Genomic DNA, 16026 nt, shown 5'->3' on the forward strand with positions numbered 1-16026 from the left:
CTTTAATGAAACAGGAAATAGACAAAAAACATAGAATCTTAGTTTTAGGTGCCAGCGGCTTTATTGGCGAAGCTATTTATAGAGAGCTCTGCTCCTATTTTAGAACCTACGGAACATATAGAACAGATAATTATAGCTTTGATAAGAATCAGCATTATTTTCAATACAATGTTGAAGAAGACGATATTTTTGAGATTCTTGAAATAGTAAAACCTACCGTAATTATATCTGCGCTTCGTGGTAATTTTTCGGCTCAAATAATTGCGCATGCACATACCTGCGAGTATGTAATTGTTAATAATGCAAAACTATTATATTTATCTTCTGCTAATGTTTTTGATGCCTACAGCAAATTTCCTAGCTACGAATTGGATAAAACATTAAGCCATAGCATGTATGGTCATTTTAAAATTAAAATTGAAAACATGTTATTGCGCATGCCTAAAAAGCAAATAGCAATTATAAGATTACCAATGGTTTTTGGAGCGCAATCGCCAAGAATTAAAGAAATTAAAGCCTTTGTAAAAGAAGGTTTACCAATAGAGGTCTTTCCTAATTTGGTAATGAATGTGACTACAGATACCAAATTAACGCAGCAAATTCATTATATTATTAATCGTAATAAATCTGGTGTTTTTCATTTAGGAAGTAGCGATTTAGTGCTTCATAATGATTTTATAAAAGAAATTATTGAAACCTTAGGTATTAGTAAACCCATTTTAAAAAACGTTTATACTACCAACGAAGAACGTTATCTAGCTGTTTTAGCTAAAGAGAATAAATTACCAAAGCATTTACAATTAGAAAGTGAAGATGTTTTAAAAGAATTAGAGGTTTAGTTCTCTCTATATGTCATTACGAGCTTTTTCAATAAAAAAAGTGAGGTAATCTGTTGAATCAATCTTACAATTCTTATTTTTATAAAAATGAAACTTCTAATAAATGGAATGGTTAGAATGCAACAAATAAACGGAAAACGAGTAATTATTTCAGGATTGGTTTCATCAAAATTAAATCTAGAAGATCATCTTATTCCTATTAGAGATAAAATAATAAATCAAGGTGGACTAATAGTTGGAGAACTTGTACAAAGAAGAGGTGTTTCAAGAAGTAAAAAACCTGGAGGCTCTAAAATGTTCGATTTACCTCTTAGCTCCCGAACCTACATTAGCACTGGTAAAGTCGAAGAATTAAAAAAACTAGCAAAAGATATAAATGCCGATATTGTAGTGTTTATTAATAGCTTGAATAATTCTCAAATACAAAATATAGAAACGCTTATTAAAACAAAAGTTGTAACACTTAATAATTTAGATAAATAACTTAAAACAAACGCCATGTTAAAACTCACAGAAAAAGATATAGAAAAGCATTTAGAAAAATTACCAGAATGGGATTATGCCGAAAATGCAATCCATACAGAATACGAATTCAATAATTTTAAAGATTGCTTTAGTGCCATGAGCCGAATTGCTTTTGAGTGCGAAGCTTTAAACCACCATCCAGATTGGTCTAACACCTACAACATCCTAAATATTACATTATCTACTCACGATGCTGGTGGTGTTACTATTAAAGATATAAAACTTGCGCAAGCCATTGAAGGTATTGTTGAAGAAGAAGATTAGTAAATGCTGTAGTAACTAGGATTATAAATACTTTTTTTTGTATTTTACAACTCTAATTTACTGCCCTTAATGATTAGATTATTCTTAGTTCCCTTTATTTTTTGTGTTTCAATTTTTGGCTACAGTCAAGAAAACACTTTGTTTTGCAAACAAGTTTCTGCGCTTAAAACAACGATTAATACCAATCATTTTAATCCTAAAACACTAAACGACAGCACTTCTAAATCTATTTTTAAATTATTTTTTAAGGAGATGGATGCTGATAAAGACTATTTTCTTCAAAGTGATATTACTCTGTTTAGTACAGATGAGTTACAACTCGATGACTATATTATAGATGCAAATTGCAACTTTATAAGTAAATATGTTTCGGTTTTAGAGCAGAGAATTAAACTTAATATCGCTAAACTTGAAGCTTTAAAAGAAAAACCTCTAGATTATTCTGGTACAATAACATTACAACAGACACCTCAAAAATTTTACACTTATTATAAAGATGAAACTGCTTTAGAAAAAGGTATTCGCAAACGAATTAGCTATCGTATAATTACAAAATTACTCGATGAGAACAATACTGTTGCTGCCATTAAAAAGAATTTTACAATTTTAGAAAAAGAAGCGAAACTAATAGTTATTGAAAATGAAATTTGCCTTTTAAACGAATTCCAAAATAAAGAAGGCGGAATTAATCGTTTTGTGAAATCAGCATTTTTAAACGCTTATGTAAAAGTTAACGATCCTAATTCTACCTTTTTTAGTTCTACTGAAAAAGTAACTTACCAAAATAACCTCTCTAAAAACCAGATGTCTTTTGGTATTATTACAACAAAAAATGACAATGGAGAAATTGCCATTGCACATGTAATTCCAGGAAGTGCCGCTTTCGAAAACGGTAAATTTGAAGAAGATGATGTTATAAAATCCATTTCTAATGGAAAAGCCGTGTTTACTATACACTGTGTTTCTAATGAAGATATCGCATTATATCTTAATAAAGAAAAACATAAAACATTAACCTTTTCTATAAAAAAGGAAAATGGAACGCTTCAAGACATAAAGCTTACTAAAAGTAATATTAAGGTTGAAAACAATGCCATTAGAGCATATCTTATTTCGGACACTAATAATTATGGTTACATTAAAATACCTAGTTTTTATACCAACTACGAATCTCCTAATGGTCGTGGACTAACTGCAGATATTGCTAAAGAATTATACAAACTACAAAAAGAAAATATTGAAGGTCTTATTCTCGATTTACGTTTTAATGGCGGTGGTTCTATGCAAGAAGCGATAGAACTTTCGGGTATGTTTATAGACCGTGGTCCTGTAGCAATTATAAAATCTAAAGCAGGAGAAAACTATACTATTAAAGACCGTAAACGTGGTAGTTTTTATAGTAAACCTATTGTTATTTTGGTTAATGATTATAGTGCATCCGCATCGGAGTTTTTTGCTGCAGCAATGCAAGATTATAACCGTGCAATAGTTGTAGGTTCTACAACTTACGGTAAATCTAGTGCACAAAGTATTATGCCCATAAACGAAGATGAAACCTTAGGTTTTGCTAAACTAACTATAGAAACATTCTTTCGTGTTACTGGAAAAAGCCATCAAGCAGTTGGTATTATTCCTGATATTAAATTACCATCGTTATATGATAATTTTGAAACAGCCGAGAAGAACAAACCACATGCATTACAAAACACATCAACTAGCGTTAGTTTAAAACATATTCCACTTCCTAAATTAGGAATAGATATTATAAATACTAAAAGTAATGCTCGTATTACTAACGATAAAAGCTTCAAAAGAGTTTTAGATATTAATAAAGCACTATATAAATTCGTTTATAAAAAAGGAATAAAACACAAACTTACTTTGGAGAGTATTTCCGAAGAAAAAAAACGTAGAAAAGCAACTTTAGATTTTATTTTTAATGAGGATGAAGATACACCACCTCTATTTAACATTAAAAATACAATATCTACAAACGAGCTTTTAGAATACAATACAGAAGACAAAGAACAGAATAAAGCTGTTTTACAAACACTCGCTCAGGATATTTATATAAACGAAGCGCAAAACATATTAAAAGATTTAATAACCCAAATTAATAACTAATGAAAATCCTAACTAAATTACTTTTCGCTTCATTTTTTCTATTCTCACTTGTCGCCAGTGCTCAAAGCTTTGATACTGCTTTAGAATACCTAGAGTTTATTGGAAAAGAACAAGAAACCGTTACTAAAAACACATGGAAATATACTAAAGCGGTTGCACATAGTAAAAGCGATAAAAGTATTTCGAAAAAGAGAGAAGTATTAATAAAAACAGTAGAACGTGCTATTGCTAAAATTGAAAAAGCAAAAGGTTTTGATGGTGACGAATATAAAAACAATGTACTAAATCACATGCGTTTAAACGAGAGTTTACTAAAAAAGGAATATGCCGATATTATAGACATGAAAGCTGTTGCAGAACAATCTTACGACTTAATGGAAGCTTATATTTTAGCTCAAGAATTAGCAGACGAGAAAATGATGGAATCTCAAGTTGATTACGAAAAAAACTTCTACGCTTTTGCCGATAAGCATAATATTAACATTGTTGAAAGTGATAACGATTTAGGTAAAAAAATGGCAATATCTAATAAGGTGTTCGACCATACAAATGCGCTTTATCTCATTTTCTTTAAAGTCTATATAAACGAAGTGTATTTATGGGAAGCAATAGAAAAAAGTGATGTTAGTGGTATCCAACAAAATACAAATGCATTAAATCAAGCTGCAAAAGACGGATTAGAAATACTTAAAACAACTGAACCATACAAAACCGATAAAAGTTTAATTTTAGCTTATAAAAATGTATTTAATTTCTTTGTAGATGAATCTGAAAATAAAATTCCTACAATCTCAGATTATTTAATTTTAAAAGAAGATTTTGAAACCATAAAAACAACTATCGATAAAACTCCAGAAAAAAAACGTACCAAAGAGCAAATTGATGCTTACAATAAAAAAATTAAAGACATTAATAAAGCTGGAACTAATTATAACAAGATAAATGGTGCTTTAAATAATGACAGACAGAAGGTGTTTTTAAAAATGGAAGAATCGAAATCTAAGTTTTTATCTAGGCATGTGCCAAAAGATTAAACACGTATTAGAATAGTTTAGCTTGAAACATTTTTGTAGCCAAACATTTTTTTTAAATTTGTAACACATTAATAAATAACGAACAAATTTTCGTCTACACGGAAATTAAAAATATAGATTTCCTTATCTCTAAATTTAAGATAAGGAAGCAATAAAAATACAAATTACTATGGGAAGAGCTTTTGAGTTCCGTAAAGCAAGAAAAATGAAACGATGGTCTGCTATGAGTAAAGCATTTACTCGTGTTGGAAAAGACATTGTAATAGCAGTAAAAGAAGGAGGACCAGATCCAGACAGTAACTCACGTTTACGTGCTGTTATACAAAATGCAAAGGCTTTAAACATGCCTAAAGACAATGTTGAGCGTGCTATTAAAAAAGCAAGTGAAAAAGGTCAAGGTGATTTTAAAGAAGTTATTTTTGAAGGTTACGCACCGCATGGTATTGCAGTACTTGTAGAAACTGCTACAGATAATAATACTAGAACAGTTGCAGATGTACGTAGCTATTTTAATAAATGTGATGGTAGTTTAGGAACTTCTGGTTCTGTAATTTTTATGTTCGATCATACTTGTAATTTTAGAATTCCTGCCGAAGGTTTAGATCCTGAAGAGCTAGAACTAGAATTTATAGATTTTGGAGCAGAAGAAGTATTTGCCGACGACGATGGTATCTTAATTTACGCACCATTTGAAAACTTTGGAGCCATACAAGCAGAATTAGAATCTAGAGATATTGAAATTCTTTCTTCTGGATTTGAACGTATTCCTCAAGTTTTAAAGAAATTAACGCCTGAACAAGAAGCAGACGTTGAAAAGCTTTTAGAAAAGTTAGATGATAATGATGATGTACAAAACGTATATCATACTATGCAAGAAAATACTGAAGAGTAATAAAATTGATTAAATAAAAAAATGCCATCCGAGAGGATCATTTTTTTTAACATTATATATTATAAGAATTTTATTAGTCCTTAGATAAATGCACAGCAGAAGCTGATGCTAATGGGTTGTTAACTGCTGGAGTTAAATCTACTCCTGTTCCAATATTATTAAAAGCAAGAATTCTACCATTTGCAGCTTCAGCAATAAAAACAGTTTCCGTATCACCATCATAAGCAACATCTACAGGATTTCCTAATACAGTATTAGAACCTGCAACTCTTACTTGATTAGACAAAGCTATTGTTCCTCCGTTTGGTGTAGCATTTAACTTGGTTGTAAAATCTGCAACTACATGAAATCCACCATCTGTACTTACAGTTGCATCTGCAATATCTGTTAATACAGCTGTGTTAGTACTAGCATCGTAAGTAATACCATGTGTTCTTAGATACCTTCTACTACTGCTCTTTTAGATGGTAAAACAGTATCGTCTGCACTGTTAGATAGAAAACCATTAAATACGGCTAATTCACTAGTTGCATCCACAACTGCATATAAATCTGCTCCATTAAATACAATTCCCGATCTTTTGTAGATAAATAATCTACCATCTGGTGTTGTAGTATCTCCATCAACATCAGAGTTATCTGCAACTACATAAAAATCACCATTTACAGCAACCTCTCTTGGACTCGTCATATCTGCAGTACCAGTAACATCAATATTTACATTAGATTCAGTAACTTGAGTTGTTGCATTTGTAAAGCCTTCAAGTGCTAAACCAGAACGAGAAGCTTGAATAGCTGTATCTGTATTACCATCATAATAAACACCATCTGCTGCAATACTTGTAGTTATTAATGATGTCGTTGTAATATTACTCATGTCTGTTAGATCATAATATGTAATATTACCATCTGTATTGTTAGAGGTGTATAGTCTTGTTGATGAAGTTAGAGATGGATTTCCTGTACTTCCAGTATCATCATCATTACTGCATGATGTAAAAATTAATGCTCCTAAAGCGAAAAGACTACATAATTTAATCGAATTTTTTAAAATTGTCATACTAAATTGGTTTTAATTATTATAGTCTACATACGTAACAAAGATATTGTTGGTTTTACTCTTTATATAAATTAACACATAAACTGAAGTTTTATTGAAAAGTGTTAAATGTAAAATTTGAATAAAAAACTGTATCTATTACAGTTAGCTATTTTTTACTTTAAAAAATTCAGTCAGAAAATCAGACAGAAAATCAGACAGAAATTAAAACAAAAAAAAGCTACTTCACATAGGTTAAGTAGCTCTTATAATCTTGTAGTAGGTAAATGTTTCTTTTTAGGGACTTGGCAAAGTTTACTTTATGTTTCATCCGCATACTACACGGAATGTATTCCAATTATTATACCAAAAATAGTATATTATTTAAAATGAGATATGCTTTATCTGAAAAATTTAAACATTTTTTTTAAAGCTTAATCGTTAAGAATATTCTGGTTTTTTACCAATGATACCATCATAAAAAGAATGCATGAATTTAAAATCTGCATCAATATCATCTGTCGGATAAAAAGGTTCCGAAATAGTGTTTTTTTTGTTCTTAAAATCTAATGTAAACATTATTATTGGCACGTTAGCAGCTTTAGCAATGTAGTAAAAACCTGTTCGCCACTTTTCTACTTTCTTCCTTGTTCCTTCTGGTGCAAAAGTGATTCTAAATTCTTCAAATTTATCAAACTCTTTAGCAATAGCTTCAACTTTATTCTCGTTAGTACTCCTGTTTAATGGTACACCACCAACAGCTCTAAAATAATAACCCAAAGGCCAAACAAATAATTCTTTTTTACCAACAAAATTGGTTTTTATATCAAGTACTCTTCTAAGGAAAACACCAATATAAAAATCATGCCAACTGGTATGTGGTGCAGCAATAATGACAGCTTTTTTTATAGTATCCTTAGACATTGAAGTATTACCTTCAATTTTCCAACCCAATACTTTATAGTATATAAATTTATAGAAGCCTAGCATACTACATTTTTTTATAGAGTGCTTTTAACTTATCTCGTGTTATTGTCTTTTTCCATTCTTTACCAATTGCATTTTCCCAAAGTGGTTCTAAGCTTAATGCAACATTAATCATGATATCAAATTCTTTGTCCGATAGATCTTTGCAAATACCTTGAGGTAAAGTAATATTATGCTTAATTTTCATAGCTTTAAACATAGCAACACCATCTGGATAGTACTCCTCTAAATGATCGAATACAATACAGTTACCAACACCATGCTTTACGCCAAGTAAATAACCTAAACCGTAACTTAATGCGTGAGCAACACCAACTTGAGAATAAGCAATACTCATACCTCCGTGCCAACTCGCCATCATTAATTTGTCTTGAGATTCCTCATCGCTTAAATTATCTTCAAGAAAAATTTGTTTACAAAGTGTAAATGCTTTCTCTCCATAAGTTTTACTAAAAGCATTTAAAAAGGTACCATTAAGTGATTCAACACAATGCACAAAACAATCCATTCCTGTGTAAAACCATTGGTCTTTAGGTACATCTTTTGTTAATTCTGGATCCAACATTACTTGATCGAATGGTGTATAATCACTATTAATACCTAGTTTACGTTCAGGTCCTGTTAAAATAGTAGTTCTAGATACCTCTGCTCCTGTTCCTGAAATTGTAGGAATACCAACATGATAAATCGCAGGATTTTTAACTAAATCCCATCCTTGATAATCTTTAGACTCTCCTTCATTAGTAAGCATAATAGCTACTGCTTTAGCAATATCTAAAACACTACCTCCTCCAATACCAATAATACCGGATGGCAGCTCTTTATAATTTAGAATAATGTCTTCTACTAGTTTGTCTATTTGAGACGTTTCAGGTTCTTTTTCTGCAGAGACATATATTAATTTATCGTCGTAAGACAACGGAATTCTTGAGGTTAACCAAGCGTTACCTTTAAAAACATCATCCACAAAAAATATAAATGGTGCTTTGGTATTTAGTCGTTTAGGAGAGAGAATTTCTTCTAATTGATTAAAACTACCTCGTCCAAATATTACTCTAGACACCATTGGAAAATTCTTATAACTCATTGACTTTTAGTCTTAGTTTGTAAAGTTATTACTTATTTAGTTTTTTCTGAAATAATTCTGAAAATAAACTTAAATGATAACCATCTACAAGTGCATGATTAACATTTATTGCTACATTCATTATTTTTTCATTATTGACTTCTTTCACTTTTCCAAATGCTAATTTGGGAACAGATTCTTGCAAACCTGAAACGGGCTCTTTGTGGCCAGAAAAATCCGACCAAGGCAAAGCGGAACAATGGATACAATCTAATCCATTTTTAGGTGGAAATAGATTGCTTGAAGTATTAATACGTTGTTTTTCGTCTTGAAAATTAGACAAAAATAAGTCTAAATTCTCATTATAATCTATATACGAAAAACCAAATGTTTTATTCTCTCTCATTATAGTTGCAGAAGCATTTATGCTATTAAAAATTACCACCTTATCGTCTACAATTCTATATTTTAAATTTTCGACACCATTAATGGCTTGCATGCAAGCATGTAAATAAGTACCGAAAAAACTCACTTTGTTATCTTTAGAAAACGCATAAGTTTTTGTTACATTAAACGGAATGGTTATACCAAAATAAGGATCTTTCAGTTTTGAAAAATGCTCAAAATGTTCCTTTCTATTCCATGTATTTATATCTAATTCTTTCAATTTTAATTCAATAATTTAGGAAGTTCTAATAAACTATTTAAAGTTTTGTAGTCTTTTCCATTTGTGTCCATTTCTTTAACTTGTTCATGAGCCCAAGTGGTATGAAAAGGAACGTGTATAGCGTGCGCTTTTATATTAATTAATGGTAATATATCAGACTTTAAAGAGTTTCCAACCATTAAAAAGGCTTCTGGCTCAATATCTAATCGCTTTAATAATTTACTGTAATTATCTTCTTTTTTATCACTTAATACTTCAATATGATGAAAATAACCTAGCAATCCAGATTTTTGAAGCTTACGTTCTTGGTCTAACAAATCGCCTTTAGTAGCTACAATTAACTTATAGTTTTTTGATAATTCTGCAAGCACTTCTTCTACTCCATCAAGTAGCTCTACAGGTTTATTAATCATATCCTTACCAATGTCTAATATTTTTGAAATAGTAGTATTAGAGACTGTGTTATTAGATAATTCTAATGCCATTTCTACCATAGATAAAACAAAACCTTTAACACCATAACCATAAACTGGAAGGTTTTTCATTTCCATTTTAAAGAGCTCTTGGTCTATTTTATTCTCGGTTTCAAATCTATTTAAAAGCTTTGCAAACTCGCTTTCAGCATCACGAAAATAAGTTTCGTTAACCCATAGCGTATCATCTGCATCAAAACCAATTACTTTTATATTTTGGTAGTCTTTATTCAATAGTATTAAACTCTTTTAATTATTATAAATTCTATTTTTAAAGCGGAAATTAACTTTCGTTATTTCCACAATTTCTTAGCGCGTTCTAAATCTTCAGGTGTATCAATTTCTACGCCTTGAACATTTGTTTCTACCATTTTTATACGTTTTCCGTACTCTAAATAGCGAATACATTCTATTTTTTCTGATGCTTCCAACATTAACATTGGTAAACGGTAGAAGTCTAATAAAGCTTCTTTTCTAAAGGCATAAACACCTTTGTGTTTGTAGTACTTTGTAGCCACTTCTTTATCTCTAGGATATGGTATTGGGCTACGCGAAAAATAAAGAGCAAAATCTTTTTGATCTACAATTACCTTTACGGTATTTGGATTTTTTATTTCATCATCGTCAGTAATATGTACCATTAACGATGCTAAATCCACTTCTTTGTCCTTATCTTCTTTAAATACTTTAATCAATTTTCTTAGCGAATCTACCTCTGTAAAAGGCTCATCTCCTTGAACATTTACAACAACATCCACATCCATAAACTCGATGGCTTCTGCAATTCTATCACTTCCACATTCGTGTTCTTTAATGCTCATTACTACTTTTCCATTAATACTTTCAATCTCTTTAAAGATGATATCACTATCTGTTACTACAACTACATCATCAAACAATTGTGTAGCAACTGTAGCTTCGTAGGTTCTAGTAATTACAGGTTTACCTCCCAAATCTTGCATAAGTTTGCCAGGAAAACGTGAAGCACTGTAGCGTGCTGGAATCATTGCGATAATTTTCATTTATTAAGCTGAAGTTTTAGCAGAATTATTAACAAGTCAAAAATATAATTTTTATACTGAATTTAAGCGTTACGAGATTTAAACTTTTTATAAAGCTTAAAAATAATGAATAATATAAGGATTACTAAAAATATAGCTACTACAGGAAAAACTATAGAAACTGCAGACATTACAACTGCAGTTCCTGTTTCTACAGTAGAAACTACAGGATTTGCAATACCACCTGTTGTAGCTGTAGATGCCAGCCTAGTTGCACCAGATGTACTTGCAACTGCTGCTGCCGTTCCTCCGCCTGCAATTATTGCTAAAGCCCATGTAATTACAGGACTTAAATCTGCAACTGTAGATACCATTACGGCTGTTCCTGCAATTGCTGCTAATGGAATCGCTACAGAATCTAACAAATTATCGACATAAGGGATATAATAGGTGAAAATTTCTACAACCGTGGCTACGCCTAAAACTATTAAAGCAGATAGACTTCCAATCCATTGCCAAGATTCGTTTAATTCCCAACCACCCATATAAGCAGTTAAGCTTAATGCAAATAATGGTACAAATACGCGAAAACCAACAGATGCCGCTAAACCTATACCTAAGCAAATACTAATTATTGTTTCAGTTGTCATTTTTTAATTTATTAAGAGATATTTTATAAGCAAAGTACATTACAAAACTGTAAACTACACCTCCAATTAACCAGACTATAGTACGTTTAAACATATTATCCCATGTAAAATCATGGTTGATGATATCTAATACAATTGAGAAGCTCATCATGATTATTACAAATATCATACCTTCAATAATCCAACGTCGATATTTTTTCATAAAATAAAAAAGTATAATTAAATAGTTTGTTCTAAATTACCTACAATATAATCTTTAATAATTAATTTTAAGATAAGTTTCTTTCTACCAAAAACAATTGTTTTAATATTAGATAAAAGATGCTAGAATCTTTTATTCAGCTTCAAAAAATTCATCAGGAAAACCTATTAAATACAATTTTTCTTTTGCCCTAGTTACTGCGGTATATAACCAACGTAAATAATCTCTATTTATACCTTCGGGTAAATATGGCTGCTCTACAAATACTGTATTCCATTGCCCACCTTGCGATTTGTGGCATGTTATAGCATAAGAAAATTTCACTTGTAAAGCATTAAAATGATTATTGCCTTTTATTTTTAAGTACTTCTTGTATTTACTTGTTTCATCTTCGTAATCCTTTTGTACTTCTTGATACAAACGGTTAGAGTCTTCGTAAGGTAAAGAAGGTGTTTCGGCATTAATTGTATCTAATAATAATACCGTTTCAATCGGAATCATTTTAGGATAATCGACCATACGTATTTTAACTTCAGCAAATCGAAAACCATACAATTCTTTAATACTAAATATTTCAAGTACTTCTATAATATCTCCATTGGCAATAAAACCAGCTTCACTTGTTGGTTTTAACCAAAAATAATTATTCTTAACTACCATAAGGTAATCACCAGCAGAGAGTTCATTTTCATTAAATAAAATTCTACTTCGTATTTGCTGGTTATATAAATTCGCTCGTTTATTACTTCGCACAATAATTGCCATTTCTTCGTTTCCTAGAGTGCTATATGCATCGTTAATAGCATCCATAATATCGTAACCATCCACAAGCCTTACAATATCTGGAAAACCTTTAATATTAAACTGAAAATTTTCGAAAAAAGAACTAGCTATAGTTTCTCTTAATAAAGTAGCATTTTCTAAAATTCCGGAGTCTTGACCTTGACGCATAACTTCGTCTAATTCCATTTTAGTAACTTCTTTATCATAATTTAAGCTCAATAAATTCTCATCTAAAGCAGGACTTAAATCTAGTTTTACAGGCGGTAACTGTGCTGTATCTCCAATTAAAAGTAATTTACATTTCTGCCCTTGATATACATATTGCATTAAATCGTCTAGCAAAGAGCCATTAGCATACAATTTAGTGTCTGATGGTGTATCTGGAATCATAGATGCTTCATCAACTATAAAAATGGTGTTTTTATGCTTATTGGGCTGCAAAACAAACTTTACGCCTCCACCTGAATCTTTTTTAGGAAAATAGATTTTTTTATGAATAGTAAACGCTTCTTTTTTAGAGTAATTACTAATCACTTTTGCAGCTCTACCTGTTGGAGCCATTAATACAGCACTCATTTTTGCATGCCATAAATTATTAACTATAGTACCTATAATTGTTGTTTTTCCTGTTCCTGCATAACCTTTCAGTAAAAAAAGGTCGTTTTTATTATCTTTAAAAATAAACTCAGAAAGTTGTAATAATAATATATCTTGCTTTACTGTTGGAGTAAACGGAAAATGCTGTTTTATAAGGGAATAAAATTGAGAAGAGGTCATTAAGGCTTTTAAGAATTTAAGAATAATTCAAAGATATAAATGATTTTTACTCTTATTGGTTTTTACGAACAAAAAAAAATTGTAGATTTGCGATAGACCATTAACTAAATAAATTAATAAAATTATGATAATAATTGCTGTAATAGTTGTAATTCTTCTAACTGTTGGAATTGTTTGGGCAATAGACAAGTACATTCCCTCAAAATTTAAGGCACCAATATCCATTTTACTTTGGATTGGTATTTTTGCTTTAGGTTACTTAACCTTTAATTCTGTTTACGATGAAATTAAGTTTCATAACATTAAGCAAGAACGCTATGCTGCAGTTATTGAAAAATTAGTAGATATTAGAGATTCTGAATTAGCATATAAGGAGGTAAACGGAAAATTTACAGGAGACTATAGTGAGTTAATTAAGTTTATAGAAACAGGTAAGTTTGCCATTATCGAACGTAGAGATTCTACTGTTTTAGATGAAGAAAAAACTAAAGCTTACGGTGGAATTGTTTATAATAAAGAAATAACCATAGTAGATACTTTAGATTTTGTTTCTGTAAAAGATTCTTTATTTAAAAAATCTTCTCGTTACAAATCTATGATGAATATTCCTTTTACAAAAGAAGGTACTAAATTTGCATTAAAAGCTGGAACTGCTGGTGAAGAAGGTAAAGAGTTACCTGTATTCGAAGCTGTAGCTTGGAAAAAAGACATCTTACACGATCAGCCTAAAGATTTAATTAAGAAAGAAGAAAATGCATTTTCTGTAGAAGAAATTAATGGTGATGCTATTAAAATTGGTTCTATGGAAGAAGTGAAAGTAAATGGAAACTGGCCGAAAGTTTATGATCCAATCAAAAAATAGTAATAGTAAACATATAACGCATAAAGCATTGTCCATTCAAATAAGTTTGAATGGACTTTCTTTTTATATCCTAAACACAAAAGAAAGTACAATTGCAAAAATTGAACATATTGTTTTCGATAAAAAAGTAACACCTTTTGAATTACTTGATGCTATAAAGCATACATTTAATACTAAAGAATGGTTAAATGAAGATTTTGATAATGTATTAGTTATTCATGTAAATGAATTAGCAACATTGGTTCCTAAACCTTTATTTAATGAAGATGCCATTGCAGACTATTTGAAACTTAATACTAAAATACTTAAAACAGATTTTATTACTTTCGATACCATCTCTGTAAACGAAACTGTAAACGTCTACGTACCATACGTAAACGTAAATAATTACATTTACGAACGCTTTGGAGATTTTACATACAAGCACTACTCTACTATTTTAATAGAAGAGATTTTATCTCAAGAGAAGAATGCTAGCGGTAACAAAATGTACATACATATAAATGCAACACATTTTGAAATTATAGTTACAAAAGAAGGAGCCTTGGCACTTTATAACACTTTTGAATACCATACCACTCAAGATTTTATTTATTATGTTTTATTTACAGCAGAACAATTAAATCTTAATCCAGAAGTTATTGAAACTGTATTATTAGGCTCTATTATTAAAGACGATGCTCTTTATAGTATACTTTATAAATATGTTAGACATATTTCTTTTGGTAGTAGGAAAGATAATTTCTCTGCTAACAACAATATAAAAAACGATCACTCACATTTCACACTTTTAACTCATATTTAAATGCGCATAATTTCAGGAGAATTTAAAGGCCGAAGAATTACAGCTCCAAAAAAGCTACCTATTCGCCCAACTACAGATATGGCTAAAGAGTCTTTGTTTAATATTATAAACAATCAATATTATTTCGAAGACATTTCAGTTTTAGATTTATTCTCTGGTTCTGGAAATATTAGTTACGAATTTGCTTCTCGAGGTACAGAAAACATTACAGCTGTAGATGCAAATTTTGGATGTATTAAGTTTATAAACGAAACTGCCGAAAGTTTCGACATGCAAATACAAACCATAAAAAGCGATGTCTTTAAGTTTTTAGAAAAAAGCAGAACTAAGGCTACTATTATATTTGCAGATCCGCCTTATGATTTTCCTGTAGAAGAATTTTCTAAAATTCCAGATCTGGTTTTCAAAAATGATTTATTAGAAATAGGTGGTTTATTAATTGTAGAGCATTCTAAACATACAGATCTTTCGCATTTAATAAACTATAGCCATTCTAAAAGTTATGGCGGTAATATGTTTAGCTTTTTTAAAGGAAAAACTAGTGATGAGGAAGAATAAATTTACAAACAGTAATATATTATAAAAACAAAGCCCTTTGAAATTTCAAAGGGCTTGTTTATTTAAGTAAATCTATAAGCCGGATTCTGTTCTCTTTCGAGCCCTTATCATTTATCTACGCATATTGTTACCAATATACTTTAGCTGCCTACCCTCTAGCTCGCGCGTGCACGCTCAAGCGCTAGTTTACATGACATTGCACCACATAGAGTTTACCTGGTTTCACTACAGCATTACCTGTACATACTTTCTGTTGCACTTTTCCTAACCTCACGGCTGGTGGCTGTTAACCACTATATTGCACTATGGTGTCCAGACTTTCCTCATCTTATAAATAAGACGCGATAAGGCGATTTACTTGTCGCGAAATTACAATAAACTAGTATATATTATTATAGTGAATAGTATTTTATTTTAAAGATTTAGATTTTATTTAAAACATTAAGCAGTTGCGCTTTACTTTTTAATAAAAAAAATAG

General features: G+C 30.4%; 19 protein-coding genes and 1 other RNA gene. 9 read left to right on the forward strand and 11 right to left on the reverse strand.

The window, feature by feature from the left end; genetic code table 11:
• The first annotated feature begins 5 nt into the window (after positions 1 to 5).
• The 6 genes from ASC41_RS14575 to ASC41_RS14600 all read left to right on the forward strand — a co-directional run bounded on the left by ASC41_RS14575 (position 6) and on the right by ASC41_RS14600 (position 5678).
• On the forward strand, positions 6 to 839 hold the full coding sequence (locus ASC41_RS14575; RefSeq protein WP_055437378.1) for a sugar nucleotide-binding protein: 834 nt from the start codon (positions 6 to 8) through the stop codon (positions 837 to 839).
• Between the two features lie 87 nt (positions 840 to 926).
• Positions 927 to 1322 carry an HflX-like GTP-binding protein gene (locus ASC41_RS14580; RefSeq protein ID WP_055437379.1) on the forward strand — a complete coding sequence of 132 codons (396 nt, stop codon included), beginning with the start codon at positions 927 to 929 and terminating at the stop codon, positions 1320 to 1322.
• A gap of 15 nt (positions 1323 to 1337) precedes the next feature.
• Entirely contained in the window at positions 1338 to 1628 is a 291-nt protein-coding gene (locus tag ASC41_RS14585; RefSeq protein ID WP_055437380.1) for a 4a-hydroxytetrahydrobiopterin dehydratase, read from the forward strand.
• A gap of 69 nt (positions 1629 to 1697) precedes the next feature.
• Positions 1698 to 3752: a carboxy terminal-processing peptidase gene (locus ASC41_RS14590; protein ID WP_055437381.1), complete on the forward strand. Its 2055-nt coding sequence runs from the start codon at positions 1698 to 1700 to the stop codon at positions 3750 to 3752.
• Positions 3752 to 4786 carry a hypothetical protein gene (locus ASC41_RS14595; RefSeq protein WP_055437382.1) on the forward strand — a complete coding sequence of 345 codons (1035 nt, stop codon included), beginning with the start codon at positions 3752 to 3754 and terminating at the stop codon, positions 4784 to 4786. The genes ASC41_RS14590 and ASC41_RS14595 overlap by 1 nt, the downstream gene beginning before the upstream one ends.
• A 169-nt stretch (positions 4787 to 4955) precedes the next feature.
• Positions 4956 to 5678, forward strand: coding sequence for a YebC/PmpR family DNA-binding transcriptional regulator (locus ASC41_RS14600; RefSeq protein ID WP_055437383.1), 723 nt, complete (start codon positions 4956 to 4958; stop codon positions 5676 to 5678).
• Between the two features lie 73 nt (positions 5679 to 5751).
• On the opposite strand, the gene ASC41_RS17195 is transcribed toward ASC41_RS14600, so the two are convergent.
• The 10 genes from ASC41_RS17195 to ASC41_RS14645 all read right to left on the reverse strand — a co-directional run bounded on the left by ASC41_RS17195 (position 5752) and on the right by ASC41_RS14645 (position 13322).
• Positions 5752 to 5964, reverse strand: a complete 213-nt coding sequence (locus ASC41_RS17195; protein WP_241489679.1) for a hypothetical protein — start codon at positions 5962 to 5964, stop codon at positions 5752 to 5754.
• A gap of 149 nt (positions 5965 to 6113) precedes the next feature.
• Positions 6114 to 6737 carry a hypothetical protein gene (locus ASC41_RS17200; protein ID WP_241489680.1) on the reverse strand — a complete coding sequence of 208 codons (624 nt, stop codon included), beginning with the start codon at positions 6735 to 6737 and terminating at the stop codon, positions 6114 to 6116.
• 420 nt (positions 6738 to 7157) lie between these two features.
• On the reverse strand, positions 7158 to 7706 hold the full coding sequence (locus tag ASC41_RS14610; protein ID WP_055437384.1) for a 1-acyl-sn-glycerol-3-phosphate acyltransferase: 549 nt from the start codon (positions 7704 to 7706) through the stop codon (positions 7158 to 7160).
• A 1-nt stretch (position 7707) separates the two neighbouring features.
• Positions 7708 to 8790, reverse strand: a complete 1083-nt coding sequence (locus tag ASC41_RS14615) for an iron-containing alcohol dehydrogenase family protein (protein WP_055437385.1) — start codon at positions 8788 to 8790, stop codon at positions 7708 to 7710.
• Between the two features lie 28 nt (positions 8791 to 8818).
• Positions 8819 to 9436: a CatA-like O-acetyltransferase gene (locus ASC41_RS14620; RefSeq protein ID WP_055437386.1), complete on the reverse strand. Its 618-nt coding sequence runs from the start codon at positions 9434 to 9436 to the stop codon at positions 8819 to 8821.
• Between the two features lie 2 nt (positions 9437 to 9438).
• On the reverse strand, positions 9439 to 10143 hold the full coding sequence (locus ASC41_RS14625) for an HAD family hydrolase (RefSeq protein WP_055437387.1): 705 nt from the start codon (positions 10141 to 10143) through the stop codon (positions 9439 to 9441).
• Between the two features lie 59 nt (positions 10144 to 10202).
• Positions 10203 to 10931, reverse strand: a complete 729-nt coding sequence (kdsB, locus tag ASC41_RS14630; protein WP_055437388.1) for a 3-deoxy-manno-octulosonate cytidylyltransferase — start codon at positions 10929 to 10931, stop codon at positions 10203 to 10205.
• Positions 10932 to 10993: 62 nt separating this feature from the next.
• The gene (locus tag ASC41_RS14635) at positions 10994 to 11560 is read right to left on the reverse strand and encodes a DUF4126 domain-containing protein (protein WP_055437389.1); all 567 of its coding nucleotides are present in this window, start codon (positions 11558 to 11560) and stop codon (positions 10994 to 10996) included.
• Positions 11550 to 11762: a hypothetical protein gene (locus ASC41_RS14640; protein WP_055437390.1), complete on the reverse strand. Its 213-nt coding sequence runs from the start codon at positions 11760 to 11762 to the stop codon at positions 11550 to 11552. The genes ASC41_RS14635 and ASC41_RS14640 overlap by 11 nt, the downstream gene beginning before the upstream one ends.
• A gap of 132 nt (positions 11763 to 11894) precedes the next feature.
• Complete coding sequence (locus tag ASC41_RS14645) at positions 11895 to 13322, reverse strand: ATP-dependent DNA helicase (RefSeq protein ID WP_055437391.1); 1428 nt, start codon at positions 13320 to 13322, stop codon at positions 11895 to 11897.
• Positions 13323 to 13446: 124 nt separating this feature from the next.
• Here ASC41_RS14645 and ASC41_RS14650 point away from each other — a divergent pair, with 124 nt between their 5' ends.
• From ASC41_RS14650 to ASC41_RS14660, 3 genes are read left to right on the forward strand one after another with little or no spacing between them, the layout of a single operon-like run.
• Positions 13447 to 14184 carry a hypothetical protein gene (locus ASC41_RS14650; protein WP_338034483.1) on the forward strand — a complete coding sequence of 246 codons (738 nt, stop codon included), beginning with the start codon at positions 13447 to 13449 and terminating at the stop codon, positions 14182 to 14184.
• Positions 14165 to 14989 (forward strand): DUF3822 family protein, encoded by an 825-nt coding sequence (locus ASC41_RS14655; RefSeq protein WP_055437392.1) that lies wholly within the window; start codon positions 14165 to 14167, stop codon positions 14987 to 14989. Before ASC41_RS14650 ends, ASC41_RS14655 begins: the two co-directional genes overlap by 20 nt.
• Positions 14990 to 15547, forward strand: coding sequence for an RsmD family RNA methyltransferase (locus ASC41_RS14660; RefSeq protein ID WP_055437393.1), 558 nt, complete (start codon positions 14990 to 14992; stop codon positions 15545 to 15547).
• A 59-nt stretch (positions 15548 to 15606) separates the two neighbouring features.
• Here the strand turns inward: ASC41_RS14660 and rnpB are convergent.
• Positions 15607 to 15908: RNase P RNA component class A (rnpB, locus tag ASC41_RS14730), an RNA gene on the reverse strand.
• Positions 15909 to 16026: the final 118 nt, after the last annotated feature.

This window comes from Lacinutrix algicola (assembly GCF_001418085.1).
Classification (GTDB): Bacteria; Bacteroidota; Bacteroidia; order Flavobacteriales; family Flavobacteriaceae; genus Lacinutrix; species Lacinutrix algicola.